Below are 26,689 nucleotides of genomic sequence, written 5' to 3'. Positions count from 1 at the left end.
CGTACCTGACTTAATGCTCTGAATGGTCATATTTGAAGATTGGCAGGCCCAGCCGGAATCGTAATGCTAACAGTCGTGCACTTAGCCCGGTGACGAGTGTAATGATAACAACCCAATTATGTGACAGTTGTGTGTATTGCAGAGCAATGTAGATCCAGGCGGCAGCGAATGAGATACCAGCATAGATTTCTTTCTGGAATACCAAGGGGATACTGTTACAGAACATATCGCGCAGGACGCCGCCAAAAACGCCGGTAATGACGGCCGCAATGGCGGCAATTATCGTACTGTGGCCCATATCAAGAGCGATTTGTGCCCCAATAATAGAGAAAACAATCAGCCCAATTGCATCAAGCACCAAAAACAAATGGCGTAAATGCTTCATTAGTGGTGCCATCCAAGTTGTGACGATTGCAGCAACGGCGACAATAACAATGTATTCCGGGTGTTTAACCCAACCCAGCGGATAATGGCCCAGCAGCATATCTCGGACTGAACCACCACCAATTGCCGTTGCAGATGCAATAATAATGACACCAAACATATCCATTTGACGGCGGCCCGCAGCCAGTGCCCCGGTCATGGCTTCAGCTGTAATACCAATAATATAAAGAACACTGAGTAGCATAATGAATCAAATTTCTTAAGGGCAGTAAAGGCCGCAGAGTAGTGACTAAGGCTGGTTGTCGCGACTGAGATTTTCTAAGTCATATATTTAAGATTACTTTAACTAATCAATTTATTAATTATCTATCTAATAAATATAAATAAAAAAAGAATGTATTAATAATTAGGCATGAATAATTGTAGGGTAAAAATAGTAGGTTAAAGCTCTGTGAGAGTACATTAGTACGCTTGTATGATCCTCTTGCGTGATTGCAGAGTCATTCAGGGGATGGTAGTTTTTATCTTTTATTTCAGTGAGATTTGTTCATGGACAATCGTGTTAATCCGTTGCGTTATCGTGGGGCATTGTTTGCCGGTATGGTTGCTATCGGGGTATTACTGGGCGGTTGTGTTGATAACGCTGGTCATGCAAACACTGTAGCGGTGAAAGTTGTACCTCCGACCTGTATTAAAGGTGAGTCAATGACACAAACCACACTCTACTTCGGTTTGAATCGGCCTCATGGCCCCGCTATTTCTATCACTGAATGGCAGTCTTTTGTCGATAATGATGTGACTAGCCGCTTCAATGAAGGCTTGACCGTAATTGATGCCAAGGGGCAATGGTTGGGAAATGATGGGAAAGTTGCCAAAGAAAGCAGTAAGGCATTAGTCCTTATTCATAAAGATGGCAAAGAATACGCCATTGAAGCTCTACGCTCCCGCTATAAACAGCAGTTTTCACAAGAATCTGTCATGCGAGTTGATACTACTGTGTGCGTAGATTTCTAACATTCATTTCAAGCCTTTTATCTCCAATTTACGAGAGATAAAAGGCTGATAGCCCTATTTTTGGCTTAGAATGAAAGCTTGCCTTATTACAAAATAAGTCCTGCAACGGCGGCAGAAAGTAAACTGACCAAGGTTGAACCATAGACTAATTTTAATCCGAATCGTGAAACGATATTCCCTTGTTGCTCATTCAGCCCTTTGATGGCACCAGCAACAATACCAATTGAGGCAAAGTTAGCAAAAGATACTAAAAAGACAGAAAGAATGCCTAAGCCACGTGGAGACATTTCGGCTGCTACTTTCTTTAATTCAATCATGGCAACGAACTCATTTGCCACCAGTTTGGTAGCCATAATACTCCCCGCCTGTAACGCATCCTGAGTAGGAATGCCAATCAGCAGAGCAAGCGGATAAAATAGATATCCCAGCACTTCTTGGAAACTGATATTGAATAAGCTACTAAATAAAGCATTAATAGCAGAAATTATGGCAATAAACCCGATTAACATCGCGGCTATAATCATAGCGATTTTAAAACCAGCCAGAATATATTCCCCCAACATCTCAAAAAAACTTTGGTCTTCATGAAGTTTGTTTAGCTTTAATTCGGGTTCTTCAGTAACAGGGTAAGGATTAATAATAGAAAGAACAATAAAAGTACTAAACATATTCAATATTAATGCAGTTACTACAAATTTTGGCTCAAGCATAGTCATATAAGCGCTTACAATCGACATGGACACTGTTGACATCGCCGTTGCTGCCATGGTGTACATTCTACGTGGTGATATATCAGCAATAATCCCTTTGTAAGCAATAAAATTCTCTGATTGTCCTAAAATCAATGTACTTACGGCATTGAAAGACTCCAGTTTCCCCATGCCATTTACTTTGGATAACAACGTGCCCACCACCCGTATGATGAGTGGCAATATACGAAAGTGCTGTAAAATCCCAATCAGTGCCGAAACGAAAATGATCGGGCAAAGAACGTTCATGAATATAAATGCTAAGCCTTGTTCGTTCATTCCCCCAAAAACAAAACTAGTACCGACTGAGGCAAATTTCATCAGTGTTTCGAATAATCCAGCAAAATACTTTATCGCACCCAGGCCATTTTCTGAGTGTAAAAAGAAATAAGCCAGTGCAATTTCTAAAACCAATAACTGAAAAATATAGCGCAGTCTAATATTTTTTCGGTCACGACTGGCTAACAACGCCAGTATTGCAATAGTCATCAACGCTAAAAGAAAGTGCAGAATTTGCAGCATAAAAAATCCGTCAGGGATAAAGTTCAGCCAGTATTTTATCCATAACGGCAGGTTTTTTTCATCTGAAATTCTACCGCCTTGGCAATATATATTCTATTTAGCGCCTTAACACAGCTCTAAACATGCGTATTGTTAAAATTTTTACTGCTTTTCTCATCATTTATCCATTGAGTGACTCACTATTTATCTGCCAGCTTAAGTTGCCATCACTCCGGCAAGTTTAGCGCGTCCTCAAGGAGGATCCGGCAGAAATAGCACTATTTGTGTTTAACTAACTCATTGGATGGAATATGAATATGATTAATCTTCCTAGCTGCCGCCCTTTTACTGAGGCTGGCCACTTATCTCAAATATCGGCCTATTACGAAGAAGAGCGTAATACCATGTGGATGTTGTTGCGCGCTCATCCGCGCCCTTGTTTTAATCTGGAATTAATTGAAAATATTATGACACTCGCGCAAGCCGCTAAAGAATCAAAGTTACCTTTTGATTTTTGGGTGACGGGTTCGGTGGTGCCCAATATGTTTAATGTAGGGGGGGACTTAAACTTTTTCGCGCATATGATCAAAAACCGCAAACGAGAAGCGTTAATGGCATATGCGCGTGCATGCGTAGATTGTGTTCATGCGGCTTCCCGTGGCTTTGATACTGGTGCTATCTCTATTGCGATGATTGAGGGCAGCGCGTTAGGTGGCGGCTTTGAGGCAGCATTAGCCCATCATTTTGTTCTGGCACAAACTACAGCCAGAATGGGATTCCCAGAAATTGCATTTAATCTATTTCCTGGCATGGGGGGGTATTCGCTTGTTGCCAGAAAAGCAGGAATGAGGGTAGCTGAACAATTGATTTGGACGGGTGAGTCTCATGCAGCGGAATGGTATGAGAGTCGTGGCTTAGTTGATAAGTTATTTCAGCCGGGAGATGCTTATCTTGCTACTCGCACCTTTATAGATACGATCAGGCCGAAGTTAAATGGTATGAGAGCGATGATTAGGGTCCGGCAACGTGTTTTACAATTAACGCGTTCAGAACTGATGGATATCACTGAGGATTGGGTTGATTCTGCATTTTCTATTGAGCCGAAAGATATTGCCTATATCGAACGGTTGGTTACGTTACAAGACCGGCATACTTCGGCAATGCCAAAAGCAATATAACGTTATGCACCTAATCCAATGAAAGGTGAGGGTGTTGTGTTACCAGCCAATGCTCCAGTTCATCTGCGGGCATTGGTTTGGCGTAAAGAAATCCCTGCTTTTCATCAATGCCAATAGAATCCAGGAATTCTTCTTCCCCTTTAGTTTCCACACCTTCGGCAATCACCCGCATTTTAAGTGCCTCAGCGACAACGATAATGGCTTTAACCAGAGATTGTGAAATAGGATTATTATCAATATCACGAACAAAACTTTGATCCAATTTAATGGCATCAATAGGGATACGGGCCAATTGAGAAAGTGAAGAATAGCCAGTGCCGAAGTCATCCAAATGAACCTGAGCACCCAAGTGACGTAGTTGTTTCATGATATTGATAGCTGCATCTTCATCATCAATTAAGCAACTTTCGGTTAATTCAACATCAACCAAACTTGATTCTAATTCGCTGGATTCAAGAGACTCAATAAAACTGGTTACGATAGCTTCATCAATTAATTGCCTGGCTGACACATTGACTGCCACCCGCAAGTTAATTCCACGTTTTTTCCAATTTACCGCTTGTTGCATTGAGGTTTGCAGTACCCATTTTCCCAATGGTCCGATCAACCCGGATTCTTCGGCATAGGAGATAAATTCAAGTGGGGCGATTAAACCACGCTCAGGTGATAACCATCGGACTAATGCTTCGACACTATGAACTTTACCCGTTTTGGCAGATATCTTGGGTTGGTAAAAAACTTGTAATTGATGTTGTTCTAAACCCTTACGTAAATTGGTATCTAGCCAGACGTATTCAGATACTTTCTTATTCATCTCTTGTGAAAAAATCGAATAGGTCTGTTTTCCATGTTCTTTTGCGGTGTACATGGCAGTATCTGCGCTACGGATAATATTCTCTAGTGTATCGCCATGTTCAGGGCACAGTGCTATCCCGATAGAGCACCCAGTATATACTTCAATCAATCCTACTCGGAAGGGCAATTTCATGCGGTTGAGAATACGCTGTGTAGTTGCCTCCAGTAAGCTCATCGAGGCATTCTCGACCAGAACAATAAACTCATCACCGCCTAACCGGGCAAGCATTTCACTTTCACCCAAACAACTTAAAATGGCGAGTGAGACATCTTTCAGTAAGCGATCACCAAACATATGACCGTAATGGTCGTTCACTTTTTTAAAATTATCGAGATCGAGGTAAATAATCCCCACCGAAGAATCACCACGAGTTAGGATCGCGCTATTAATACGTTCATGAATAGCGTGGCGATTAGGCAGGCCAGTAATCATGTCGGTATTAGCCAAAATCCGCAAACGCTCTTGAGCACGCCTTTCTTTAGTAATATCGGTACCAGAACAGATAAGGTAACGCTCGTTTTTGCCACTGCCACTGTGAACAAACTTATTGCGGAATAAAAAGAGACGTTTTCCTTTTACGGTATTAACCCAACGCTCAACTTCGTAAGATGCACCGCGCTGGAAGAAGCCCTCAATATTTTTACGTGATGAGGCTCCCTCTTTGGCTGTCATAAACAAGTCGTAAACATTTTTACCAATGACATCTTGTTCTTTTTTACCGGTATATTCTTCGCTAAGGTGATTGAAACGCTGTACATAACCATCTTTATCGAGAATCACAATGACTGAGTTAGCTTCAGAAACCACTTGTTCTGCAAAGGAAAGCCCCATTACTAAATCGCGCGCTACTGATTCAGTATCCGCGTACGCGGAAGCCGTTCCGCCCCATTCTTTGTCATTAACTTTACGGCCCACCAGATGTAAATGAAGTGGATTACCATAAATCTCGATTTCAATATCTAAACTGGCAGTAATGCCGGTTAAGCCCCGAATTTTCATTGTTTGAACTGAATTAAGGGGAATAGCAATATTTGTAGTCCCTTTAATCGCTGACAACTCTAAAGCTTGACTATCAAAAGCCAGTCGCCAAAAAGGGCTATGGGTACCAAAATAGGTATCAAGGATCGATGTGTTTTGGTCTTCGAACATACGCGATCCCCTAAAAGTGTATATGTGTCTTTTACTTACCTTAGCCAGAAAATTTAAGCAACGCTATTTCTGGCTTACCCTGTGATGGTGGTAATTCTGGCCCTTATAAAACGACCCTGTCTAGACCGACCAACCAATAAAGTATATGTGTAATTTCTTCATACCTGATATTAGATAGTAGTCATAAACATATTAAATGCCCTTTCTGCTCTCAAATTGTGGCATAAGAAGAAAGGTAAGCATGGAAAAAATAAAAAAAACATCATATTTTTTATATTGTTACATTGATTTGTACAAAATATTTTAATTGATAAAATAATGAAGAAGAGCCGCTTGTTTGAGGGAGAGAAGTGTGACTTTGGGCGGGTTAACATCACTACAACAGCAAAATGGTGAGCAATTAGGGTATTCCATTTCAAATGAAGTAAGAATACCCAAATCCCAATTATGGTTTTTCTGCGATTCTTTTCAGATATTCATTGTTTTTGAATGCGATCATGATCATTTCAAAACAGATTCGAGAAGTAAGGCCACCAGCAAGGATGCTAAAAAAGCCGCCGATGACGCTGGTATTTATCATTACAAATACGCCGGAAATAATGATGAGCACCAGTAAAAGCCAATATAAACCAGTAAGAATTTTTGGTGTTAGCAAAGCATCGAAAAAAAGTACATTCTTAAGCATTACGAAATCCTTCTTATTTGAGAGTTAAAATTCCAGCAGGGATTATGCATTAGCTTTAAACCTCTTGCCATACACAAACACTTACAAATATTATGGAATTATAATAATCGGATAATTCTCGTTATTACTGCTCAAATTGGGCACTTTAATTACTAAAAGTTCAGTATCATGCCAACGCCGACTTCTTCAATATTAACTGTATTAGCTAGGGCTATTTTGGCTTTAAGATCAGTACAGTGGCAGGGATAAACTGCTTTAGCATTGAGTTGTTTAAAATAGTCAGATGTTCTGGATAGAATCTCACTACTGGCATTTAATAAATGAAAGCCGCCAATAACTGCACGCACACGTTTATCGTTGGTAACTTTAATAGCATAATCGATAATATTGCAGATACCAGAGTGAGAGCAGCCTGTGATTATTACGATACCTTCAGGGCTGGTATAAACCATTGCACTATCATCGGTAACAAAATCTTCAACTTTATGGCCGCAGCAATCGACAGTTTCGCCAATAGGCTCTAGCCCTTCGAAATCGTTGTTACGCGCAATCTCCCCTAAAAAGAGTAAATTATCGGTAAGGTAATATACCCCAGGCTGTTCGACCCGTTCGAAAAGCATCGGATAACCATCCGCCGGTAAATTAGCCCCTATAGATTTATCTTCATAGTATTTCGGCAGAAAAGCATTGGGATGAGCAACAATCTTTATTTTCTTGGCATATTGATGGTTTACCCGATCAAGATGCTGTGCAAGGTGGTTTAGCCCCCAGCTATGGTCGTTATGCCCATGAGAAAGGACAATACTGTCTATCTCAGTCAGGTTAATGCCTAAAATGGCCGCATTACTCAGAAAAACATCGGAGTAACCGGTATCAAAAAGAAATGATTTTTCGTCAATTCGTAAGTGATAGCAGACACCAGGTTCGGCGGTAAGGTACTTATCTATCAAGGTATTATTATCAACTAATACGGTTAACTGCATGTTTTCTCCTTACCTACATACTCTACACTGACATGAGTATTATTTGCGACTATCGTTAAGCGATTAATCAGTAACTGATTATATTTATTCAACATACACCTGATGGCTAGGGAAAAAAGTGCTCACCTCGCGTTGTTTGGAACAAATACGGTCTTGTTTCATCCTTCTACGGTCAGTGATAATTACGCTTGTCTCTGAGGTGAAAGTTTGAGGTATGGATGATAAGAAAGGCGACACTTGCGGATATATCCCGTTTGGTTGAGGTTTGGGAACTCGCAGTAAGAGAAACACATTTATTCTTAACCGAAACTGATATTCAGTTTTATTTGCCACAGGTGCGGGATATCTATTTACCTGCTCTGGAGGTGTGGTTATTTGAAAATAGTACCGAGATCGTAGGATTTATCGGCCTAGATAGTAACAAAGTAGAAACGTTGTTTATTGATCCCGCTTATCACGGTAAAGGTATTGGTAAAGCGTTGTTGGTTCATGCTCAGCATTTAAAGGGAAAGTTGCGTGTGGATGTGAATGAGCAAAATCCAGCGGCATTAACTTTTTATCTAAAATGCGGATTTATAAAAATCGGTCGCTCAGAATTGGATGGCGAGGGAAAACCTTTCCCATTGATTCACCTGACTCAGACTGAATAGTAACCTAGGACGGGTGATACTAAGCATGAGCTGTGGTTAGTGTATATCACAAACCATTAAATAACCTTTTCACCACTACGGCGCTACTCTCTTTGCAAGCAATTCCCATCGGCTCATCGTGAGTTGCAGAGTTCAGAACTTCTGAAGTATTGGCTCTGGCTTGGATTGAGGCATATGTACGCATGTTGTTACTTCTTAAATTTACATTTCCATTGCTGAAAATTCAATCAACCCCAGGGGGAATATATGGTTGTAGAAAGTATTCGACCATAAAAATTTATAGCGCTAAAAAAGCCCGTAGTGACACGGGCTTGAGGTGTACTTCGAGGGGCAAGTGAGTGCTAGCGTGATAACTTACTCGATATTCTGAATCTGTTTATTTTTATTTGCCTAACTAGTTTATTTTAGTTTGTTTTTTATTGTTGTACTTAGTTTTGGTACATGACTTGGTACATGTAATGAATCATGACTCTTTGGTATTAAATAACTATTTGCCAATGCATCTCTATTGCAAGTAATAGGGGCGGCAATTCTCGAAGTTGTTGCGATACTCCTTCAGTTACGTACTCTCGACTACGTCCATTACCTATGCACGTTCTTAGAGAGCTATCGACTCTGACTCCTGACTGGAAAGCAATTGTAGCTTTTTCATTTACATAGTCCAATGATAAGTCATTGATAAGAAAGCATATTATCTGTTCTAGACACACAAATCTATTATTGAGCGATGCTTCTTCAATTAGGCCAGTCTCTGCTATTGCCCTAAGAAAACGCTTATCACCAGACAAAAGAAGTTCACCATGATTTATTAAACCTTGCATCAAACGCATTTCACCTTCATCAAGGTTATCATGAGTATTTTGCAAATTAATAAGACGTTGATCAGTTATTTGCTCGTTAAATAAAGAGAATATATTTGATGCGAAGCATGCTTTAACTCTTTGTACAGCTTCAGTGCCATAACGCCGTTCTGCCCCTCGACTTTTTAATTGATAAATAAGGGTATCTAAAACAAATAACTGACCATAGGTACGTGACAGTAAATTGCAGCCTTCAGTAAGAAGATCTAACTGGGCCAACTTAAGCACTACATCATTATCAAGTAATACAGCCACTGGCACTAGACCTCTATATTATTGATTCTACAAAGAATCTCAAATTTATCTTCTGTTACTTTTTCTTCCTCAACATGATTCAAAAAAGTTCTTTCGATAAGTTTTTGCCAGTTTAATTCTGGATAGATAATATTTAGTGCGCTAGAAGATACTGGAAAACAATTTATATTTCTTTTAGCCATGGTTTTAGCATAATTCAATGCAACATGACCCGGATCTATATTTTTTTCATATGCGATTCTTAATGACTCAGATGCTAAAATTCGAGCATTAATTCGGCTTGTGCTGTGGAATGCAGCATCAGGACGACCTGTTAATAATTCTATAGCGAAACTATTTGCTTCTCGCTCTAAAGGATTATCAATATCGTCTTCGTTTATTTTTTCATCGATTATTAACGAGTTATCTTCAAGGTGACCACATGCTATATGGCCTAACTCATGGGCTAGGCTGAAAAGTAATGCACTTGCATGCTTATGTTTCTTTGTCAGCGAAATTACTGGCCGATTCGATACTTTTATTACTACAGCATCCATTTTTTTTGATGCTGGTAATTCAGGCATGTAAAGAACAGGGACTCCATGAGACCATGAAAACTCTAAAAGGGACTCAAAATCAACCCAGTCTTTACCACTATTTAGAATACTTTGGCGGATAGCTTGTGCTGATGGTATCTCACTGTATTCATCTTTTACTACAGTGGCAGCAATTTTCGCGATCCCATGTACGACAGCCGTTGCAGCTTGTAGTTGCTCAACCGATTTATTTGCAGCATGCTTATATCTGCATACCGACTCATTGAATTTCAATTGTACTTGCGGATTGACTACTGTGTTTAGGTCAATATTAGCAAATTTAGCTAAACCGAATATCACCTGCTGACTTATACCAGGAGATGAATTCAGTGAGTCTTCCCACCATTCAGGAACAAGTTTGGACAGGCCTTCTGCCAACTTTCCATCTAATGTGCTGACTCGTTTTAAGAAACTGTTAAGAGGTTTTTGGTGTGAAATAGTGTTCATATCACCCCCCCATTAATAATTGGTTATTATAAAAGTGTCATTCAGACTAATTTTCTGAGATTAGTATAACCATCAACAGATTGTTTAGCCCTCAATTTTACATAAATAGTAACATTTAACTGATGCATTATCATGCAGTCTTTTTTCCATGGCAAAATGACGCTTAAAGTATTCTGCGCGCAATGCTATCCCCGCCACGCCTGTGCGCTTTACAGGCCGCTTTTCATGCAGTTGCATGCAGACCCCTAAACCGCGCCAGCACTGGGGCTGCACAGGGTTTTAAGGGGGGTATTCTGCATGCAGATCCATGCACTCTAGGCATGCACACCCCTTTTTAGCATCGCCTGCCAGAAATAAAGCCTCAAACGGTGAACGCCATCACTAAATTGCAGACAAAAAAAGCCCCGCACGAGGGCGGGGAAAGGTTGCCATGATTCTGTTATCCGTGTCTGAATGCGTCGCCATATCGTCCTAAGGTATGGCGTTTTACCGATGGAGGTATCACTACCGGGGCGGGGATTTCCTGCGCCGGTGGCCGGGTAATAATTCTGTCGAGGCTTTCAACCGTCTTAAAGGTGCAGGAACAATCAAGGTTCTGGCACTGGTAATAGACTTCCTTGGTCTGTTCCGACAAATAGCGGCTGGAACGAGTATGAGAAGCGTGTCTGCATACCGGGCAACGCATCATGTTGACGACTCCCCGGCAGGGTTTAGTTTTTCGCGTTTATCTCGAATGCGCTGCCCTAATAACCCCCGTTTCAGCGGGCTGTTGTACAGGATACTGTCTACTCGGTCAGGTTGCGGTCTCTGGAAAGTCAATTCTGCCAGTACGGTTTCTTTCTCCAGATCAAATGAATAGAGTGCGGCAGATGTAAGTACCCTGGTAATGAGCGTTCTCAGTGCGTCCTCCGATGATGCATTACCGTAGAGTTTATTCGCGGCAACGTTGATTTTTGCTGCCCGAATGATTGCCGGAGACAGGGTTTTCATGGCGGCCTGCATTTCCATATCTGCATAAGCCATCAGGGCGTCCATATGTGTTTTTTCATACGGTTTTGCGGAAACGCATAATTTCAATATGGTTTCACTTTTATCCAACTCCAGCTCTTCAATCAGATGCCCGAATTCTTGTGCCAGCTCCCGCTGTGAAATCCGGCGAATATGTTCGGTTTGCAGCTCATCCGTCATTTCACCGCGCAGGCTGCGAAACAGTTTGCGCCAACTGCCGTCAGCCTGTTGGCTCTGATTTTCTGCATCCCGCTGCTTTTGCTGGCTGCGGGCAATGGACGCAATAATGTCTTCGTAGGTTTCTACATTCTTCAGGTGTTGGGCTTTGGCTGCTTTATAGCTGTTCAGTGCTGGGGTGATGGGGTGTTCTGCTGTCTGGCTCATGGTCGTACTCCGTTCTCATCGGGATGTCGCCATTGTGCAAATCCACACACAACAGCTCAACCGATGCCCGTTGTCCCGGCGCTGACACAACAACACGCCGTTGTGCCATTCATCGATTACGACACAATAGCGACTCTGATTAACAGGAGAAAACCATGATTAATGTGACCGTTGGAGAGAAGTTTTTCACACTGGAACGCCATGAAGCACAATTCCTTTCGGACGCGCTACTGTCAGCCCTGAGTAACCCCACTGATAAGACAATACAGGGATTCAGTCAGCGGGCCGGAACCTTGCAGGTGACTGCTTCACCAGAAGAAGTGACGTTTACGGGAAATAAGCAGCATTTCACCCAACAGGCTCCCGCGATACGCACCCATACTTTGACGGACTGCTAACTGACCGGCCAGCCAGAAAGAAGTCCTGAACTGCCCTGAATGAGAAACGGTGTATCCCTTTGGGGGTGTAACAGGTGTAACGGGTGTTACAGTATTGATATATCAGTGTTTTTATAAAATTATCAGGTGTAACACCCGGTGTAACGTGGTGTAACACCGCTGTTATCGTGTCGGTTTGTTACACCTGTTACACCGACAAAAGAAAAAGGTGTAACAGGCTTTTCTCAATGAAATCAGCATTGTTACACCTGTTACCCTTGTTACACCTTAAAGATAAGACTCACGTAAAGGATTAGCCCACCACCTCGCTGTTAAAGACGTATATCCGTTTGGGATTCATCTCTGGCAGGCGGACGGTGGTTTGTGTCTTCCCGTCTTTCGATGCCAGCAGATACCCCGCCGTGACACACAGTTGCGCGACTTTCTTGGCATCAAACCCCTTGCACACCTCTTTCCAGCCCGACGGCAACACATAGAACGTAGTGACGGCCTCACGGGTGTTATTGCCCTTGTCTACCTTACGAAAACCCACCATGTTCGAGGGCCGGTTGCGCTCGTCATGCCAGTCCGCAAAGCGGCTGTACTGATTGGCGGTGAAGAAACTGCGTATCTGCTCAAGGGCGGCGGCGTCTTCCTGATTGGCACTGTGACCGCGTTCCCCTATCCATGCCTGCAAACACACACGGGTGGCCCGCAAGGCTTCCCCCTCCGGCCAACCGGTCAGGCCGCAGCGGGTCGCCATCTCGCCCGCCATCGCAATCAGGGCGAAACGGTTAATGGCCCGGCCCACCTGATTCCCGGCATCTACAGGCATCAACTCACGGGTATAGGTTTTCAGCATCGCTTTCGCCTGAGTGGTCATGCCGTTCAGGTCTTCGGTCAGCGCCTTGAGCCATGCCCGGAACGGCGTACCGTAGAAACAGGCAGTTGCCCCCTCAAAATGTTCGGCCAGCTCTTTACCGCTGCCAAAGCCGTGTAACGCTTCAAAGACGCCAAACTTGCCTGAGTCACTGGGGATTTGGATCATCCGCACTTCCATCCCGGCAAAGGTGCGCTCACCGGCGCGGGCGGCATGTTCGGTCAATGACAGTTCGCCGGTGGAGAAGAACAACATACGCCACTGTTTGCGGGCGCGCAGTTCGCCGTCAGTCCCAGCCCGGCCTTTGCCCTGTCCGTTTGCCAGCATATAGGCAATATTACCCGCCTCACGACCATCCACCTCGCGTATTTCATCGAGCATCATGGCGGCATCGTTGCGACGGCTGGCGGTGCCCTCCAGTGCGTTACCGGTTGAGCGCCATGTGTGCCAGTAATCCGGCCCGCCACACACGGAGGTGGCCGCTTTCATGGTGGTGGTCTTGCCATCTGTGGACTCGCCTTTCAGGTGATAACCGCCGCCGTCCATCCCCACCAGACGCAACAGCGGAGCCGCAAACGCCAGACTGACCGCAAAGGCCACACGGGAATTACCGATACAGTAGCGTCCGATATGCTCGCGCCACTCATCAAGGCTGCCCGCTACCCGAAAATCCCGCCCCTGTACGCTGGCCGTCTGCAATATCACCCCGTCGGCCCCCTCACCAATCACCTCGTCCTGCAACACATACACCCCGCCATGCCAACCGGTTTTGTTCACACAGGTGACTTTGCGCTCTGGTTTACACAGAGATATGTATTCCATTAGCCGGGCGCGGGCCTCGCCGGTGGTGCTGATATACGACAGACCGTTGACCAGCAGCACCCGCCGCAGCTCTTCGCCGCTGCCACTTAACATTTCCATCGGCATCGCCCATTTACGGCAAATCCCGTAAGTGTCCTCCCATTCCAGCAGGCGGCCAAAGTTCCCTCCGTCCGCGTCGCAGGTAATGGCCGACACCTTGAGCGGGTTACAGATTTTGATATTACGGATTTCCGTATCGCCGTCTGATTTTTGTACCTGCTTATCGAACCACAAATATTCCTGAGTCAACCGAAAACCTTGGGGCAATTTGGCCTTGTCTTTCCCCAGCTGTACCAGCTCTTCCCGGAACGCTTCTCTGGCCCGTTCGGTGCCGTTATCCCGCAGATAGTCATTCCAGTCGGCTTTAAAGCGGGTCGGGGGGAGCGTCACCCAGCCGTCCACGGCTTTCGCTGCTTTCTCCGCCCACACTTTGCCGGTGTTGACCTTGCCATCATCAAAATCATTGTCTCCGGCCAGAATAATGCGCGCTTCTGGCCACTTCGCCCGGATAACCAACGCCACGTTTAGCAGGTTACTGGCGGCAATACCCGCCATCACCACGCCGTCAGTGAGTTGCGCCACGGTCAGGGCGGTGGCATAGCCCTCGGTGATAATGACCTGTGGCGGGCTATCCAGCTCGGATTCAAGGGCAATAAATGCCCCTTTGAGCACTGTACCCGGCAACAGGCGCTTGTCCCCCAAGGGGGAAACCAGTTGCGCGCCGGTCACGGTGCCACTGATATCGGTCAGGGGCAGCACCAGTGAGCCGTGCGGGAAATCAATCCCGCCGCTTTTCTTCAATTGCGTGGTCAGGCGGTGAGGATGTTCCAACAACCCTTTACCGGCCAGATAGTCACTTTCACCCCGCACACAGCCTGCCAGCAAGGCCGCAACAGTCTCGGCTACCGGTTGCATGAGTTTGGCCGCTTCTTTTCTGGCGGGCGGCTGTTGGCTTTGGGGTAATTGCAGCGCCTGTGCCACCTCATGGGCTGCTTTACCGGCCGTCAACCCGTTGACCAGCTTGACCAAATCTAGCCCGTCACCGGCCCCGCACTGGTTACAAATCCATGTCCCGCGCCCGTCCCGATCATCAAAACGAAAACGGTCTGAACCGCCACAGTGCGGACAAGCGCCGTGTTGACCATGGGCCGGAACGACAATACCCAGCAAGGGCAGGACAACCGGCCAGCGCGTATGGGCGGCGGCGGTAATATCCGATACAAAATTCTGTGCCATCGTGTCCCCCTCAGTGCAGTGTGACCGGCATGTTCGCCGTTTTGATGTACGCCCGGCACAGCTCATCCATCATGGTTTCCCCCAACAGCGTCAGGCGGGGGGCCACACTCAGAATGTCCGGTAACACCATGTCTTCCAGCATGCAGCAGGCGGCTTCCATCCCGCTCTCAGGGCCGTGGCGTGTCATAAAGTAGACTTCCACGTTTTCGGCTATCACCATTTGCAGCTCATCAATATTCATCGTGAGCGCGACGCCATAAGACACACAGGCATCCAGATAGGCTTGCGCCACGGCGCGACGATACAGCGCGGTACGCACTTCGAGGGGAATACAGGAGGTATTATTCAGGTTCATGATTGCACCCCAGCAGACAGTAATGCACAGCTTTGAGTGACGGCTATCAGGTCTTCATACAGATAATCGACCATAGCGGAGACTTCTTTCACCGGTAACATGCCGGGAAAGGCGGACGAGTCAAAATGGTTCGCCAGTAAGGCGGCTAATAATGCGCTGGCATTTTTGGCGCGGGTTAATTTAAAAAAATCATCTTCCGGTATTCCGTAGGCCAGATGATTATTCAAAACCTGAGTTTCAGATAAAGGGCGGCCCTGAGCAGCGTTATGCTCATATTGTTGCATTGTCATAATAGAGTCCGTTTTAGAAAGTGAGAATTCGTTACCGTTATTTATGCCGGTTAGAGAAAGTGTGAATAATGTTCCTCGCTCTTTTCCGCCGGACGGCGTTCTGAATAAGGCTTTTTCGGGTAAATATATTTAACGGACTTGTGCAGCAATAACCCTTTACTGATATTGAGTGTTGTTATCGGGTCACGTTCCGGCGCATCAGCTATTTTGCTGTATACCTTGGCGAACCACGTTAACGGCATGGAGGAATATTGCGTAGTGAGGTCATAGTTAAAAACGACTTCATAACGAAATTCAGGGTTTTGGCGCTGGGTCTGCTCGGAAGCCAGTTTCAGGTTCACGATACGCACCGTCCAGCCCTCTTTGTGGCGATAACGTTCGCCGTATTCAGGGAGTTCAGTCATGGGAGCCTGCTCTTACCGGCAAACGGCCAGCAAACAGTAAGATATAGTCACCGGCCAACTGGCGGCGGGCGGTAGTCTCATTACAGGCGGTGATCCGCAGCATGAGCGGGCGTATTTTCCGTTGTGTGCGGTTGATTGCCGCAAAGATGTAGGTACACTTTGATGTAGCCATGGCGTTGCTCTCTGTTTCGTTAATGGTTAAGCCTCAATTGGTACTGCGAATACTGATTGAGGCTGCTTTTTTTTTAGGGGACATCATGGTAAGGTGGCCACCTAACGAGTTAACAGTAATCCAATAGGTGGCCACTTGTCAACAGTTACAACGAGAGATAAAAGCCCTAAAGGGGGCGGTCAATCTCCACAGTTCAAAATGCGAATTACGCCTGAGCTTAAAGAACAATTAGAAGCTGAGGCAGGTAAAGATAATGTTAGTCTCGCCAATTGGATAAAAGATCTCGCAAGGCAAGAATTAAAGCGGCGAGGTATCGAACCAAAAGGCTAAACATTATTATTTAGATTTTATTTGTATATTATATTGGCGATCTACTTGGTCGCCTTTATTACATTATTAATGATGTTGTTGTGATTCAATCCATTCCCAAATTTCATCTACTTTCCATGCTGTAATTCTGGTTGATATCTTTACTGGTTTAGGGAATGTACCCGCTGATACCCGTCTCCATAACGTTGCAGGAGAAAATGGTAAGCAGGGCATCAATGCCTTTTGCCGGACAAACCCTGCTGCGGGTAAAGAGCCATGTGTTGTATTTTCATGTCTCATCAATCTTGTAACTCCTTGATGGGTAAGCGATGAGGTGAGATTACCTGACACAATCTTAGTTTTCCATCAAGAATGGAATTCCATTAAATTGATACATTTTCCATTTAAATATTCAGAATTCCATCAAGATGACTGTCATTTTGTTTTATTTAACTAATTGAATTTATTTAATTAATCGTTACTAACGAAGAAGGTTGATGTTATGGGGGGCTTAGAGAGGTTATAAGGGGCAGTCAGAGGCTAAGAGAGGCCAATTTTGGACATTGTTTTTGAAAATAGCTAAACCTCCTTAGACGTCTAGCTAAGGGATCACTAGTCATGTATGGCTTTTAAAGCCGATGAAATTTTTGCTCGAAGAGAGGATGCTCGTAGACCATCGGTTGATATATGATTCTCTTGAATATACAGATCAATCATTTCTTTGATATGTTCGACACAAATAACATCACCATTTTTCATCCATTTTGCGTTGTTTTGCTCATGTTTTTCTTTGGCCAATAAAGTTAACGTTATTCCAAGTAATTTATTTACATTAAATAGTTCTTCATCTTTTTTATATACACCTCTGTTGTTTTTTATTATTTGGAGGCCAAATTTTTCTGCTTCACCACCAATAAAAGAGAGTAGCTTATTGTTTTTATTGCTTATTGCAATGTTTTGCACAGCCATACAGCATCTTTCAATTATAGCTTCAGGGGTTTCATCAGTATCAAGACAATTATATCCAATTGAGAAAATAAGATCTGATGAGATCTTTTCACTGTCATCTACGGGGTGCGGAGAAGCTATATAATCGGTATATTTTGTTATTCTCTCTATTTTATTGGATTTGAATACTTCTTCTAAGGTTCTTTTAAGTCTCATTTTTATATGAGAAATAACTTCTAGTTTTTCTGTATCTATATCTCTTCTTAATAAGGTCGGAGATAGCCCAACCAGACACTTAGCTATTTCATCGATAGTGATTGAGGGGAGAGTTGCAACCCTTTCAAACTCATTCATTTTTTGGAAGCTTTTCATTTGCTATCTCGTTCCCTCGATTCTAATTTCACTAGTTTATCTGCCCATAAAGTTAAGGCTTTTCTACGTTCGTCCAAATACTGATGTCTATTATAAATCCCTTCCACGCCTTTAATTCTATGATTTAAACATCTTTCTGCAACGATAGGATCAACACCTAAAGATGCCAGATGAGTCCGGGCTGTTCGTCGGAAGTCATGGACAGTAAAGTTTTCTACACCCTGCATCTGTGTTTTTACTTTGGCTAAGGCTACAGGCAACGTGCTTTCTGCTATGTGGGGAATCATGCGGTTTTGCATTTTTCGGGCAGGCAGAACCCACTCACTATTAAATGACATATCTTTAAGCTGTTGGAACCATGTTATGGCCACTGGAGGGAGTGGAATATCGATAGCGTCGCCGTTCTTGGTGCCAGTTAGGTGCCATATGGCATTTTCTAAATCAATATCTTCCCACCTAGCTGCACATAGCTCCATCTTCCGGCAGCAGAGTAATAAGAGTAATTTCATTGTTAGCTCATTTTGGATACTGAAACCCTTTGCTAGCCTCATTGCAGCAAATAGCTGCTCTAGCTCACCAGTATCTAAATAGCGCTCTCTGGCCTTTTCCTGCCCGCCAGCATCGGATATATCAAAGGCAGTTGTGGGGTTCACTTCAAGGATATGGCGCTTAATACCATAGTTAAATATTCGTCGCGTCCAGCGTAGTACATCGTTGGCCACTGTTGGTGCACCTCTGGCGAGGATGTTTTGCAGCATATCGTCAATATGGCGGGGTTTTACTTCATCGGCTTTTAAGTGGCCAATGTTCGGATTAATGTCTTTATCAATCCGACGGCGGAGGATATCAGGGTGTTTCCATCGGCCTAATATCTGACGTTCAAAGTATTCCGTAGCTAAATGAGAAACCAACAACGCATTCTTACCAGATTCGATCTTTGCTAGTGCGTCAGCCTTACGCTCTTTTTTTTCTCCGGCCACGTCGTAACCTAAAGAAACACGAGCCGACAGTAACTTAATTGTTTCACGCGCTTTGGCCAGTGATAGCTCGGCATAAGAACCGATCCACATAGCTCGTGCTTTACCTGCGAAACGGTAGCGGAAGCGCCATTTAGGTGAGGCGAAACTCTCTCGGTAGCAAAGATATAATCCATTGCCGTCTGAACGGCCCTCAAAGCGTTCTCCAGCCTTTAACCATGCTTTGATTTGTAAATCTGTTAACTTTCCCATGTATCCACACTGAGCCTTTCCTGTGTACCAAATGCAGATGTACCAAAGAGTGAAATGGTACATAGATTGGTACACGGATTTAGTGAAATTTCATGGAATGATATGTGATGTACTGAGATAAATAAAGCCCGTAAGTTACGGGCTTTAAAGGCATTTTGCGATGTGCTGAAATGCGGTGAGAAGTTACTCGATATTCTGAATCTGCTCGCGCATTTGCTCGATTAGTACTTTCAGTTCGATAGCGGAGTTGGTCACGTCGGCATTGATAGACTTTGATGCCAGCGTATTCGATTCGCGGTTAAATTCTTGCATCATAAAATCAAGGCGACGGCCTACCGCTTCTTTCTTCTTCAGAATATTGTGCGTTTCTTTAACGTGCGCTTCCAGGCGATCTAGCTCTTCGGCAACATCGACACGTTGCGCCATCAGCACCAATTCCTGCTCCAGACGGGTATTTTCCAGTTGGACTTGCGCTTCTTCCAGCTTATTGAGCAAGCGTTCACGTTGCCACTGCAAGATATTTGGCATATGCGCACGGACTTTAATCACTTCCGCACTAACACCATCAAGGCGCTGTTCGATAAGGGTTTTCAGTGCCGCACCTTCTGTTTCGCGGGAAACGATAAAGTCATCCAGCACGATATCCAATGCTTGCATTAGCTCGGTACTGATTGCGTCCAGATCCTGCTCTTCAGCGGCCATGACACCCGGCCAGCGCAGAATATCCACCGGATTTATCTCGCCTTCATCACTTTGCATTTTGACCCAGTTACCGGCCTCAACTAACTGCTTTGCCAGTTTTTCATTAAGGATCAGAGAGCTTTGTGCGTTAGCATCCAGTTCAAAACGCAGGTTGCACTCAATTTTGCCGCGCGTTAAGCGGCCACGGATGCGTTCGCGGATAACTGGTTCCAGACTGCGAAATTGTTCAGGTAAGCGAATATAGGTTTCTAAATAGCGTTGGTTAACGGAACGCAGCTCCCAGGCTGCGCTACCCCATTCACCCTTAATGTCACGCCGAGCGTAAGCGGTCATGCTGCGGATCATTGTTGCGTACCCGTTTTAAAGAAAAGATGCAGCGATTATAGCCTCCGAGGCGCAGGCAGGATAGGCATTACATCACTAAGGCCGTATAATGCGCGACCAATATCGATTTAAAGCCGGAGAAAGCCCATGCGTCCAGCAGACCGAGCAGCACAACAAGTCCGCCCACTCACCCTGACCCGTAATTACACGAAACACGCTGAAGGTTCAGTATTGGTTGAGTTTGGCGATACCAAAGTATTGTGTACCGCCACGGTCGAAGAGGGTGTTCCGCGCTTTCTCAAAGGCCAAGGGCAGGGCTGGATAACTGCTGAATATGGCATGTTGCCGCGTGCTACTCATAGCCGTAATGCCCGTGAAGCCGCGAAAGGTAAACAAGGTGGCCGTACTTTAGAGATTCAACGCCTGATTGCCCGTTCTTTACGTGCTGCGGTTGATTTGAAAAAATTAGGTGAGTTCACTATCACCTTAGACTGCGATGTGTTGCAGGCTGATGGTGGTACCCGTACTGCTTCAATCAGTGGTGCTTGTGTGGCTCTGGCCGATGCACTGAATAAACTGGTCGCGGCGGGTAAATTGAAAGCGAACCCAATGAAAGGTCTGGTTGCTGCGGTTTCTGTCGGTATCGTTAAAGGCGAGGCCCTTTGCGATCTGGAATATGTAGAAGATTCTGCCGCAGAAACGGATATGAATGTGGTGATGATGGAAGATGGCCGGATGATTGAGGTGCAGGGCACCGCAGAAGGCGAACCATTCAGTCACGAAGAACTCTTGTCGTTGCTGGCTCTGGCCCGTGGGGGAATAGAGACTATTTTCCAGGCGCAGAAAGCAGTGTTAGCACAATAATTGATTAAGGCGACTTGCTAGTCGCCTTTTTTTTGCCTGCAATTTAGATATCGAGTCAGTTAATAAAGCAGTTAACAAGAACAGTCACAATCTGGAGAGGAGAAGTACCCATGAAAGCCTATCAGCGCGATTTTATCGAGTTTGCGCTTAACAAGCAGGTGTTGAAGTTTGGCGAATTTACCCTGAAGTCTGGGCGGATTAGCCCCTATTTCTTTAATGCCGGATTGTTTAATACCGGGCTGGATCTGGCAAAACTCGGGCGTTTTTATGCCGCTGCCTTAGTAGATTGTGGTGTGGAGTTCGATCTGTTGTTCGGGCCAGCATACAAAGGTATCCCAATTGCGACGACGACGGCTGTTGCATTGGCAGAGCATCATGAACGCGATGTGCCTTACTGTTTTAACCGTAAAGAAGCGAAAAATCACGGGGAAGGCGGCAGTCTGGTAGGTAGCCCGTTACAAGGCCGAGTCATGCTGGTGGATGATGTAATAACCGCTGGTACTGCTATTCGTGAATCAATGGAGATTATCAATGCACAGGGCGCGACCCTGGCTGGCGTAATGATTTCATTGGACCGTCAGGAACGTGGCCGTGGTGAGATTTCAGCGATTCAGGAAGTTGAACGTGATTATCACTGCAAAGTGATTGCGATTGTGACGTTGAGTGATGTGATAAGTTATCTGGAAGAAAAACCAGAAATGGCTGATCATCTGGCCGCGGTGCGTGAATATCGCAAGGAGTACGGTATCTAGCCACTCTATTGCTAAGCCAGCAAAAAGGGCCATCAGGCCCTTTTTTTATAGGTTTTTTGACTGCCGCGACTGAGCTTATTGCAACTGCGCCACAATCAGTGGCCAGCGGGCGTCAAACTCTTGTGTTGGCCGGTAGCGGAATTCTGAACGGACAAAGCGCGAAAGCATCCCTTCACAAAATGCCAGTAGTTGAGTCGCCAATAGCGCTTCATCATGTATAAAACCTTGCCCATCACGCAGTTTTTTCTCGCGCAAAACTTGACGCAATTGCACTTCAATACGTTCAAATAGTTGATTAATCCGCCCTTGCAGACGATCTTGTTCAAACATCAGTGCATGCCCGGTCATGATTCGGGTCAGGCCGGGGTTGCGTTCTGCAAACCCTAATACCAGTAGCAGGATTAGCCGGAGGCGATTAAACGTCTCTTTTTCATCTTGCAGAATCAAATTAATGCGGGACATCAGACTATCTTCAATAAACTCGATCAGGCTATCGAACATCCGCGTTTTACTGGGGAAATGTCGATAAAGCGCTGCTTCAGAAACCCCCACATTGGCGGCAAGTTTAGCGGTAGTAATGCGTTGGCTACCATCACTGGATTCCAGCATCTGCGCTAAAGCCTGCAAAATTTCCTCGCGCCTGTTCCTTTTCGTATTCTGTTTTTCTGCCATGTCCGAGTAGACCCTTGCTAAAAATGACTTAATAACAAAAACCCAAATATCGGCCGCACTGGGTACCAAGCCCCGGCGGCTTATGTGATAGCTTTTTTACGATATTGAGGTCTAGGGTAGGTTATTGGCGCCCAGAATGACCAAAACCACCGGTACCACGTTCACTTTGGTCAAAATCCTCAACCAAATTGAATTCTGCTTGTACTACGGGAACAAATACCATCTGAGCGATGCGTTCACCGGGTTCGATGGTAAAAGCCTGTTGACCACGGTTCCAGACTGACACCATCAATTGCCCTTGATAATCGGAATCAATCAGTCCCACCAGATTACCTAATACCACGCCATGCTTATGCCCCAAACCGGAGCGCGGCAGAATGACGGCGGCTAAAGCACTATCACCGATGTGTATGGCTAAGCCGGTAGGTAACAATGTGGTTTGCCCCGGCAGTAAATCAACTGCCTCGTCCAGACAGGCACGTAAATCCAGCCCGGCAGAACCTTCTGTAGCATAGGTTGGTAAAGGAAATTCATTGCCAACACGTGGGTCCAGAATTTTAATGTCGATTTTTTTCATCATAACGGCTGACAATCTCGTCTATTAAACGCTGACTGAGGAGGTGTTTATCGCTGAGCGGTAAACGTTTCTCTCCAGCCAGCCAAAAAAGGTGCAAGGCATTGGTATCACTGTTAAAACCATGCTCTGCGAGCGATACATCATTAGCGCAAATCAGATCCAGCTTCTTTCGCACTAGTTTTTGTCGCGCGTATTCTTCCACATTCTGGGTTTCGGCAGCAAATCCAACCACAAATGGTCGATTTTTAGCCATCGAAGCCACGCCAGCAACAATATCCGGGTTTTTCACCAACTTAAGGGTGATTTCATCACCCTGTTTTTTTATTTTCTCATCAGAAACTTGCTCTGCACGGTAATCTGCTACCGCAGCACAAGAAATAAAAATATTCTGCTGGGCTACGGTGTTCTGCACGACCTGCTGCATCTCAAGAGCACTGACAACATCAATGCGATTAACACCCGTCGGCGTGGAGAGATTCACCGGGCCTGCAATCAGCGTGACTTTAGCGCCTCTCGCGGCGGCGGCCTGAGCAATTGCGAAGCCCATCTTGCCCGAACTTTGATTACTGATAAAGCGCACCGGATCAAGTGCTTCACGCGTTGGCCCTGCGGTAATCATGACACTCAAATGTTGCAGGTCTTGTTTTGCAGAAAAATGACTGTCTGCCAGTGCGACGATTTCCAGCGGGTCCAGCATTCTTCCCAGCCCCACATCACCACAAGCCTGGCTGCCGCTGTCCGGCCCCCACAGCAACATTCCGCGATTAGCGAGAGTCTGCAAGTTCGCTTGGGTGGCCGTAGCACGGTACATCTGTTGATTCATGGCCGCAACAGCCGCAATAGGGGCTGCCGTGGCCAGGCAAACCGTGGTCAGTAGGTCATTTGCCATCCCCGCAGCAACCCGGGCCAGCAAATCAGCCGTAGCCGGAGCCATGATGACCAGATCAGCCCATTTACCTAACTCAATATGGCCCATGGCGGCTTCTGCCGCCGGATCGAGTAAATCATCTGAGACGGGATAGCCCGAGACTGCCTGCAACGTGAGCGGCGTAATGAACGCTTTGGCGGCGGTCGTCATCACCACACGCACTTCTGCGCCCTTGTCGCGCAAGCGGCGTACCAGCTCAGGAGATTTATACGCGGCAATACCTCCGCTAATCCCGAGCACAATATGTTTGCCGGAAAGTCCCGTCATCATGATTGTCCGAATGAAAGCTGTAAGAGGCAATATTTTAGCATAACCACTGAGTAGATTAGCTATCGGGCTGTCGCTTGATGTCATCAATCATCAAATTTGCGAAGCGTTTCGCATGCACTTAATCATGAGTTCGCCAGGCAGAAAGCCTTCTGTCATGCTGCATGTGCTGTTCTGGGATTACAGGAGCCAAAGGATGGATGAATGGTATGGGCAGATAGCCCCAAGGGAGAAATTACTGAAATACGGTGCAGCCATGCTGACCGATGCCGAGTTACTCGCTATTTTTCTGCGTACCGGTATTCCGGGAGTACACGTAATGCAGATGGCTGAATATCTGATTGAAGAGTTTGGCTCACTTCATGGGCTGATGTCGGCGGATTATCAGACGTTATGTGCTCAAAAAGGGATTGGTGCATCTAAATACAGCCAAATTCAAGCTATTGCAGAACTGGCCTGCCGTTGTTTTTCATCCCACCTGATGCGGGAAAGTGTTCTGCAAAATCCCGAAATTACCCAAAAGTTTCTACAAAATATTCTTTCCCACCGCGAACGAGAGATTTTTTTAGTCATGTTTTTGGATAACCAGCATCGTGTTATTCGCCATGAGGAGATGTTTACTGGTACCATTAGCAGCGTTGAGGTCCATCCGAGAGAAATTGTGCGTGAAGCGCTGAAGGTTAATGCCGCCGCGCTGATTCTGGCGCATAATCACCCCTCGGGTAAGGCTGAACCGAGCCAAGCCGACCGTTTGATTACTACGCAGGTGATAAAAGCCTGCTCATTATTAGATATTCGTGTGCTCGATCATTTAGTGGTTGGCCGGGGTGAATGTGTCTCATTTGCTGAACGGGGATGGCTTTAGAGCAATAATAATTGATCCTTTCAGGATCTTTAGCTGTTCGGGACTTGAGCACTTACGCTTCAGAGCGTATACTACGCCACCTTTGAGAATCTTGGGTTTGGCGTGAAGAGCCTATCTCAGCAGGTTTATAGCCTGGTGGCAGGGGTTTCTGACCTGATGACAGTGAGTCTTCTCAGTGAATTTGCTGAGATGGGCTCTAAAGCCTGACGAGGCGGCCAAATCCTATACGAAGCTCGAGCTGATTTGATTTTTGGAGAATAGACATGTCCCGAGTCTGCCAAGTTACTGGCAAGCGCCCGGTGAGCGGTAACAACCGTTCCCACGCAATGAACGCGACCAAACGCCGTTTTCTGCCGAACCTTCACTCTCACCGTTTTTGGGTTGAGGGCGAGAAGCGCTTTGTAACTCTGCGTGTATCTGCTAAAGGTATGCGTGTTATTGATAAGAAGGGTATCGAAACGGTCTTGGCCGAAATTCGTGCCCGCGGTGAGAAGTATTAAGGAACTGAATCATGGCTAAAGGTGTTCGCGAGAAGATCAAGCTGGTTTCTTCTGCTGGTACTGGTCACTTCTATACCACTACGAAGAACAAGCGTACTAAGCCGGAAAAATTGGAATTGAAGAAATTCGATCCAGTTGTCCGTCAACACGTGATCTATAAAGAAGCTAAAATTAAATAATTTTAATTTTGGTGGATTATGAAAACCCGGCTTCGGCCGGGTTTTTTATTATATAAAGTTCAGTGAGATACGTTTAGGGAGGTTACATGCCTGAATTACCAGAAGTTGAGACCAGCCGACGCGGGATCGAACCTTATCTTGTCGGCCAAACTATTCTTTACGCGGTGGTTAGAAATGCCCGTTTGCGTTGGCCGGTATCCGATGAAATTCTGGCTTTGAGTGATCAGCCGGTGCTCAGTGTTCAGCGTAGGGCCAAGTATTTACTAATAGAACTGCCAACTGGCTGGATTATCGTCCATCTGGGGATGTCAGGTAGCTTACGGATATTGTCTGACGAAACTGAAGCTGAAAAACACGATCATGTCGATTTGGTGATCAGTAATGGCAAAATATTGCGTTATACCGACCCACGGCGCTTTGGTGCCTGGTTGTGGGCAAAAGACCTTGAAACCAGCAATGTATTAGCGCATTTAGGGCCAGAACCACTGAGCGATGAATTTTCTGCCCAATATCTGTTTGATAAATCACGGAATAAACGCACCGTGATTAAACAGTGGCTGATGGATAATAAAGTGGTAGTTGGTGTTGGCAATATTTACGCCAGTGAATCCTTGTTTGCCGCGGGTCTTTTGCCTGACCGTGCCGCCGGTTCATTAACCAACGCTGAAATTGTACTGCTAGTGGCCACAATAAAAGCCGTGTTGCTGCATTCCATTGAGCAGGGGGGCACTACATTGCGCGACTTTCTACAGTCAGACGGTAAGCCTGGTTACTTTGCGCAGGAGTTGCAGGTGTACGGGCGGGCGGGCGAGTCATGTCGCCGTTGTGGGCATCTGATTGAAATTGCGAAACATGGGCAGCGCAGCACGTTTTTTTGCCGCCACTGCCAGCATTAATCGTATACCCTTCGTATTTGAAGCCGCTGGGTTGTGAGCTATGTTCGCTTAC

33 protein-coding genes are annotated in these 26,689 nt (G+C 45.5%); 11 read left to right on the top strand and 22 right to left on the bottom strand.

The genetic code is table 11. From position 1 onward, the window contains the following. Nucleotides 1-10: 10 nt before the first annotated feature. On the bottom strand, nucleotides 11-628 hold the full coding sequence (locus V1953_RS21045; protein ID WP_083161663.1) for a trimeric intracellular cation channel family protein: 618 nt from the start codon (nucleotides 626-628) through the stop codon (nucleotides 11-13). Nucleotides 629-933: 305 nt separating this feature from the next. Here V1953_RS21045 and V1953_RS21040 point away from each other — a divergent pair, with 305 nt between their 5' ends. Then, complete coding sequence (locus tag V1953_RS21040; RefSeq protein WP_420073864.1) at nucleotides 934-1,398, top strand: DUF3574 domain-containing protein; 465 nt, start codon at nucleotides 934-936, stop codon at nucleotides 1,396-1,398. An 86-nt stretch (nucleotides 1,399-1,484) separates the two neighbouring features. Here V1953_RS21040 and V1953_RS21035 read toward each other — a convergent pair whose 3' ends face one another. Next, nucleotides 1,485-2,669 (bottom strand): NupC/NupG family nucleoside CNT transporter, encoded by a 1,185-nt coding sequence (locus V1953_RS21035; RefSeq protein WP_083161668.1) that lies wholly within the window; start codon nucleotides 2,667-2,669, stop codon nucleotides 1,485-1,487. A gap of 290 nt (nucleotides 2,670-2,959) precedes the next feature. On the opposite strand from V1953_RS21035, the gene V1953_RS21030 reads away from it, so the two are divergent. Then, on the top strand, nucleotides 2,960-3,826 hold the full coding sequence (locus tag V1953_RS21030) for a crotonase/enoyl-CoA hydratase family protein (RefSeq protein ID WP_102970503.1): 867 nt from the start codon (nucleotides 2,960-2,962) through the stop codon (nucleotides 3,824-3,826). A 10-nt stretch (nucleotides 3,827-3,836) separates the two neighbouring features. Here the strand turns inward: V1953_RS21030 and pdeR are convergent, their stop codons facing one another. From pdeR to V1953_RS21015, 3 genes are all read right to left on the bottom strand, one after another. After that, on the bottom strand, nucleotides 3,837-5,831 hold the full coding sequence (gene pdeR / locus V1953_RS21025) for a cyclic di-GMP phosphodiesterase (RefSeq protein WP_442821391.1): 1,995 nt from the start codon (nucleotides 5,829-5,831) through the stop codon (nucleotides 3,837-3,839). A gap of 445 nt (nucleotides 5,832-6,276) precedes the next feature. Then, complete coding sequence (locus V1953_RS21020) at nucleotides 6,277-6,516, bottom strand: DUF4282 domain-containing protein (protein ID WP_083161672.1); 240 nt, start codon at nucleotides 6,514-6,516, stop codon at nucleotides 6,277-6,279. Nucleotides 6,517-6,668: 152 nt separating this feature from the next. Continuing rightward, nucleotides 6,669-7,499 carry an MBL fold metallo-hydrolase gene (locus V1953_RS21015; protein WP_083161674.1) on the bottom strand — a complete coding sequence of 277 codons (831 nt, stop codon included), beginning with the start codon at nucleotides 7,497-7,499 and terminating at the stop codon, nucleotides 6,669-6,671. A gap of 218 nt (nucleotides 7,500-7,717) precedes the next feature. Between V1953_RS21015 and V1953_RS21010 the strand changes: the two genes are divergently transcribed. Beyond that, on the top strand, nucleotides 7,718-8,149 hold the full coding sequence (locus V1953_RS21010) for a GNAT family N-acetyltransferase (RefSeq protein WP_083161676.1): 432 nt from the start codon (nucleotides 7,718-7,720) through the stop codon (nucleotides 8,147-8,149). A 46-nt stretch (nucleotides 8,150-8,195) separates the two neighbouring features. Here the strand turns inward: V1953_RS21010 and V1953_RS21005 are convergent, their stop codons facing one another. From V1953_RS21005 to V1953_RS20985, 5 genes are all read right to left on the bottom strand, one after another. Then, entirely contained in the window at nucleotides 8,196-8,333 is a 138-nt protein-coding gene (locus tag V1953_RS21005) for a hypothetical protein (protein ID WP_193784755.1), read from the bottom strand. Nucleotides 8,334-8,628: 295 nt separating this feature from the next. Further along, nucleotides 8,629-9,264, bottom strand: a complete 636-nt coding sequence (locus V1953_RS21000) for a hypothetical protein (protein WP_442851271.1) — start codon at nucleotides 9,262-9,264, stop codon at nucleotides 8,629-8,631. 5 nt (nucleotides 9,265-9,269) lie between these two features. Beyond that, on the bottom strand, nucleotides 9,270-10,286 hold the full coding sequence (locus V1953_RS20995; protein WP_442851270.1) for an ImmA/IrrE family metallo-endopeptidase: 1,017 nt from the start codon (nucleotides 10,284-10,286) through the stop codon (nucleotides 9,270-9,272). A 439-nt stretch (nucleotides 10,287-10,725) separates the two neighbouring features. Further along, entirely contained in the window at nucleotides 10,726-10,974 is a 249-nt protein-coding gene (locus V1953_RS20990; protein WP_442851269.1) for an ogr/Delta-like zinc finger family protein, read from the bottom strand. Beyond that, nucleotides 10,971-11,678 carry an aldehyde dehydrogenase gene (locus tag V1953_RS20985; RefSeq protein WP_145515658.1) on the bottom strand — a complete coding sequence of 236 codons (708 nt, stop codon included), beginning with the start codon at nucleotides 11,676-11,678 and terminating at the stop codon, nucleotides 10,971-10,973. Before V1953_RS20985 ends, V1953_RS20990 begins: the two co-directional genes overlap by 4 nt. Before the next feature lie 155 nt (nucleotides 11,679-11,833). Here V1953_RS20985 and V1953_RS20980 point away from each other — a divergent pair, with 155 nt between their 5' ends. After that, the gene (locus V1953_RS20980; protein WP_442851268.1) at nucleotides 11,834-12,076 is read left to right on the top strand and encodes a hypothetical protein; all 243 of its coding nucleotides are present in this window, start codon (nucleotides 11,834-11,836) and stop codon (nucleotides 12,074-12,076) included. Nucleotides 12,077-12,368: 292 nt separating this feature from the next. Here V1953_RS20980 and V1953_RS20975 read toward each other — a convergent pair whose 3' ends face one another. The 5 genes from V1953_RS20975 to V1953_RS20955 are packed head-to-tail and all read right to left on the bottom strand — an operon-like array spanning nucleotide 12,369 to nucleotide 16,253. After that, a complete protein-coding gene (locus tag V1953_RS20975) occupies nucleotides 12,369-15,032 on the bottom strand; it encodes a DUF927 domain-containing protein (RefSeq protein ID WP_442851267.1) in 2,664 nt (887 codons plus the stop codon). 10 nt (nucleotides 15,033-15,042) lie between these two features. Then, the gene (locus V1953_RS20970; RefSeq protein ID WP_046049961.1) at nucleotides 15,043-15,387 is read right to left on the bottom strand and encodes a DUF5375 family protein; all 345 of its coding nucleotides are present in this window, start codon (nucleotides 15,385-15,387) and stop codon (nucleotides 15,043-15,045) included. After that, a complete protein-coding gene (locus V1953_RS20965; protein ID WP_042568889.1) occupies nucleotides 15,384-15,677 on the bottom strand; it encodes a hypothetical protein in 294 nt (97 codons plus the stop codon). The genes V1953_RS20970 and V1953_RS20965 overlap by 4 nt, the downstream gene beginning before the upstream one ends. A 50-nt stretch (nucleotides 15,678-15,727) precedes the next feature. Next, nucleotides 15,728-16,081, bottom strand: coding sequence for a hypothetical protein (locus tag V1953_RS20960; protein ID WP_442851266.1), 354 nt, complete (start codon nucleotides 16,079-16,081; stop codon nucleotides 15,728-15,730). Then, a complete protein-coding gene (locus V1953_RS20955; protein WP_049610073.1) occupies nucleotides 16,074-16,253 on the bottom strand; it encodes a host cell division inhibitor Icd-like protein in 180 nt (59 codons plus the stop codon). The genes V1953_RS20960 and V1953_RS20955 overlap by 8 nt, the downstream gene beginning before the upstream one ends. Before the next feature lie 135 nt (nucleotides 16,254-16,388). Between V1953_RS20955 and V1953_RS20950 the strand changes: the two genes are divergently transcribed. Continuing rightward, nucleotides 16,389-16,583, top strand: a complete 195-nt coding sequence (locus V1953_RS20950; protein WP_442851265.1) for a toxin-antitoxin system HicB family antitoxin — start codon at nucleotides 16,389-16,391, stop codon at nucleotides 16,581-16,583. A 66-nt stretch (nucleotides 16,584-16,649) separates the two neighbouring features. Here V1953_RS20950 and V1953_RS20945 read toward each other — a convergent pair whose 3' ends face one another. The 4 genes from V1953_RS20945 to V1953_RS20930 form a co-directional block, all read right to left on the bottom strand. Further along, nucleotides 16,650-16,862 (bottom strand): helix-turn-helix transcriptional regulator, encoded by a 213-nt coding sequence (locus V1953_RS20945; RefSeq protein WP_050879328.1) that lies wholly within the window; start codon nucleotides 16,860-16,862, stop codon nucleotides 16,650-16,652. A gap of 312 nt (nucleotides 16,863-17,174) precedes the next feature. After that, complete coding sequence (locus V1953_RS20940) at nucleotides 17,175-17,882, bottom strand: hypothetical protein (protein WP_442851264.1); 708 nt, start codon at nucleotides 17,880-17,882, stop codon at nucleotides 17,175-17,177. After that, on the bottom strand, nucleotides 17,879-19,111 hold the full coding sequence (locus V1953_RS20935) for a tyrosine-type recombinase/integrase (protein ID WP_442851263.1): 1,233 nt from the start codon (nucleotides 19,109-19,111) through the stop codon (nucleotides 17,879-17,881). Before V1953_RS20935 ends, V1953_RS20940 begins: the two co-directional genes overlap by 4 nt. Nucleotides 19,112-19,294: 183 nt before the next feature. Next, entirely contained in the window at nucleotides 19,295-20,158 is an 864-nt protein-coding gene (locus tag V1953_RS20930) for a YicC/YloC family endoribonuclease (protein WP_005191086.1), read from the bottom strand. Nucleotides 20,159-20,284: 126 nt separating this feature from the next. Between V1953_RS20930 and rph the strand changes: the two genes are divergently transcribed. Both rph and pyrE read left to right on the top strand, forming a co-directional pair. Continuing rightward, complete coding sequence (gene rph, locus V1953_RS20925) at nucleotides 20,285-21,001, top strand: ribonuclease PH (RefSeq protein ID WP_083161705.1); 717 nt, start codon at nucleotides 20,285-20,287, stop codon at nucleotides 20,999-21,001. A 110-nt stretch (nucleotides 21,002-21,111) separates the two neighbouring features. Continuing rightward, nucleotides 21,112-21,753: an orotate phosphoribosyltransferase gene (gene pyrE, locus V1953_RS20920; protein ID WP_083161707.1), complete on the top strand. Its 642-nt coding sequence runs from the start codon at nucleotides 21,112-21,114 to the stop codon at nucleotides 21,751-21,753. A gap of 75 nt (nucleotides 21,754-21,828) precedes the next feature. Here the strand turns inward: pyrE and slmA are convergent, their stop codons facing one another. The 3 genes from slmA to coaBC all read right to left on the bottom strand — a co-directional run bounded on the left by slmA (nucleotide 21,829) and on the right by coaBC (nucleotide 24,200). After that, nucleotides 21,829-22,425, bottom strand: coding sequence for a nucleoid occlusion factor SlmA (gene slmA, locus V1953_RS20915; RefSeq protein ID WP_005191076.1), 597 nt, complete (start codon nucleotides 22,423-22,425; stop codon nucleotides 21,829-21,831). 121 nt (nucleotides 22,426-22,546) lie between these two features. Next, a complete protein-coding gene (gene dut, locus V1953_RS20910) occupies nucleotides 22,547-23,005 on the bottom strand; it encodes a dUTP diphosphatase (protein WP_042568893.1) in 459 nt (152 codons plus the stop codon). Next, entirely contained in the window at nucleotides 22,983-24,200 is a 1,218-nt protein-coding gene (gene coaBC / locus V1953_RS20905) for a bifunctional phosphopantothenoylcysteine decarboxylase/phosphopantothenate--cysteine ligase CoaBC (protein WP_442851262.1), read from the bottom strand. The genes dut and coaBC overlap by 23 nt, the downstream gene beginning before the upstream one ends. A gap of 193 nt (nucleotides 24,201-24,393) precedes the next feature. Between coaBC and radC the strand changes: the two genes are divergently transcribed. The 4 genes from radC (at nucleotide 24,394) to mutM (ending at nucleotide 26,637) form a co-directional block, all read left to right on the top strand. Next, nucleotides 24,394-25,062: a RadC family protein gene (radC, locus tag V1953_RS20900; RefSeq protein WP_083161712.1), complete on the top strand. Its 669-nt coding sequence runs from the start codon at nucleotides 24,394-24,396 to the stop codon at nucleotides 25,060-25,062. Nucleotides 25,063-25,325: 263 nt separating this feature from the next. Continuing rightward, on the top strand, nucleotides 25,326-25,562 hold the full coding sequence (gene rpmB, locus V1953_RS20895) for a 50S ribosomal protein L28 (RefSeq protein ID WP_005164747.1): 237 nt from the start codon (nucleotides 25,326-25,328) through the stop codon (nucleotides 25,560-25,562). Nucleotides 25,563-25,573: 11 nt separating this feature from the next. Next, the gene (rpmG, locus tag V1953_RS20890; protein WP_004392084.1) at nucleotides 25,574-25,741 is read left to right on the top strand and encodes a 50S ribosomal protein L33; all 168 of its coding nucleotides are present in this window, start codon (nucleotides 25,574-25,576) and stop codon (nucleotides 25,739-25,741) included. Between the two features lie 86 nt (nucleotides 25,742-25,827). Further along, complete coding sequence (gene mutM, locus V1953_RS20885) at nucleotides 25,828-26,637, top strand: bifunctional DNA-formamidopyrimidine glycosylase/DNA-(apurinic or apyrimidinic site) lyase (RefSeq protein ID WP_372569791.1); 810 nt, start codon at nucleotides 25,828-25,830, stop codon at nucleotides 26,635-26,637. Nucleotides 26,638-26,689: the final 52 nt, after the last annotated feature.

Origin of the sequence: Yersinia sp. 2541 StPb PI, assembly GCF_052217145.1 — a bacterium.
Taxonomy (GTDB): Bacteria; Pseudomonadota; Gammaproteobacteria; order Enterobacterales; family Enterobacteriaceae; genus Yersinia; species Yersinia enterocolitica_E.
This window is presented reverse-complemented; position numbering and strand designations above follow the sequence as displayed.